3 protein-coding genes are annotated in these 1,552 nt (G+C 66.4%); 2 read left to right on the forward strand and 1 reads right to left on the reverse strand.

Translation table 11 applies throughout. The features are described from left to right. Both AC1DT2_RS22890 and AC1DT2_RS22895 read left to right on the forward strand, forming a co-directional pair. On the forward strand, positions 1–779 hold a 779-nt coding region (locus tag AC1DT2_RS22890), incomplete at its 5' end, for an FAD binding domain-containing protein (protein ID WP_477298966.1). Between the two features lie 102 nt (positions 780–881). Beyond that, positions 882–1,214: a hypothetical protein gene (locus tag AC1DT2_RS22895; RefSeq protein ID WP_157503920.1), complete on the forward strand. Its 333-nt coding sequence runs from the start codon at positions 882–884 to the stop codon at positions 1,212–1,214. Between the two features lie 9 nt (positions 1,215–1,223). On the opposite strand, the gene AC1DT2_RS22900 is transcribed toward AC1DT2_RS22895, so the two are convergent. After that, positions 1,224–1,552 (reverse strand): LysR substrate-binding domain-containing protein (locus tag AC1DT2_RS22900; RefSeq protein WP_477298968.1); only part of this gene is annotated, 329 nt, incomplete at its 5' end.

A 1,552-nucleotide genomic window follows, 5' to 3' on the forward strand; every position in this document is an offset into this window, starting at 1 on the left:
ACGCCCGGGTGGTTCGCGTCGAGAACTCGGCCTCGGGGGCAGCGATCATCCTCGACGACGGCGAAGCACATCGGTTCGACCTCGTCATCGGCGCCGACGGGGTCGGCTCCGTCGTGCGCTCTGCCGTGAGCCATGGCCCTACCGCGAGCACCTACGCCGGCTACGTCGCCTGGCGTGGACTGCTTCCCGAAACGCAACTCCCTGTGGAAGCCGCCACGGTGCTCTCCGAACGTTTCGCCTTTTATCACCCGCGCGGATCTCAGATGCTCGGTTACCTCGTGCCAGGCGCGAGCGGCGAGACGGCTCCGGGCCAGCGACGCTACAACTGGGTCTGGTACCGGCAGGCCGCCGAGGGCCTCGCGCTGGACCGCTGGCTTACCGGCAGTGACGGACGCCTTCGTGAGTACTCAGTGGCACGCGGCGACGTGCCGGACGAGCTTCGTGACGAGCTGCTCAGGGCCGCCGACGAGCTGCTTCCCACCCCCTTCGCCCTGGCCGTGCATGCCGAACCGACGCCCTCCATCCAGGCGATCTTCGACTACGAGAGCACCCGCATGATCCGTGACCGTGTCGCCCTCCTCGGTGATGCCGCCTTCGTGGTCAGACCCCATACGGCGATGGGCGTGGCGAAGGCCGCAGGCGACGTGATGGCGCTGGTGGCCACGCTCGCCCGCCTGCCGCTGGAGAAAGCTTTGTTCGTCTACGAGGCCGAACGGCTGGCCGAAGGTCACCGCCTTGCCGTCTATGGCAGGGAGCTCGGACGCCCTCTCACCGCCTGAACTGCGGACGCCCGCACATTTGTCACATCCGGCCCCTGCACGCGATAGACGGCGACATCGTCCCACCCATATGCTTGGGAGAAGGGGAAGTGAGGGTTGACCGTGTCCGAAGTGCAGACGAAGAGCATCCTCCACACGCGCACGTCGCATTTCGTGTCGGGGGTCGCCACGGGCATGGCCGTGACCGGACCGACGGACGACGGTTTCCTGCACCTGCACTTCTTCCGTGAAGTGCAGCGCATTACCAACGACGACGTGCCTGCCCGCTCGCTGGCGCCCAACGAGATGGAGCTGGCGTGGGGCCACGCGGAGGCAAATATCCATCTGCATCGCGAGGAGATTGCGGTGATTTCGATTCCGGTCGGCCGCCTGCCCGTCATCAGCACCAGCATTGCCCGTGCCATGCGCTTCGTGGCCACCCTGACGGCGCGATAACCAGCGGACCTACGCCGGAAAAAGGTTTGCGCCGAAATAGTCCAGGAAGGCGCGAAGGCGCGGCGCGATATGGCGACTGGATGGCCACACGGCGCGGAACACGTTCTCATGGTCGAGAAAGTCGTCGAGGACGCGGACCAGCCGTCCAGACGTCACGCTGGGCTCGACCGTAAAGTCCGGTACGCAGGTGATACCGCAATCGGCCTCGGCCATCTCCAGCAGCGGGGCGAGCGTACTGGCGGCCGCAGCGACGGGCAGCGGCACGTCGGGGCCCTTGTTGTCCTGCCGGAAGGGCCAGCGTTCGAGCTTTCCCGTGGTGGGAAATCGATGGTGGAGAC

Source organism: Luteibacter sp. P4_E6, assembly GCF_056401535.1.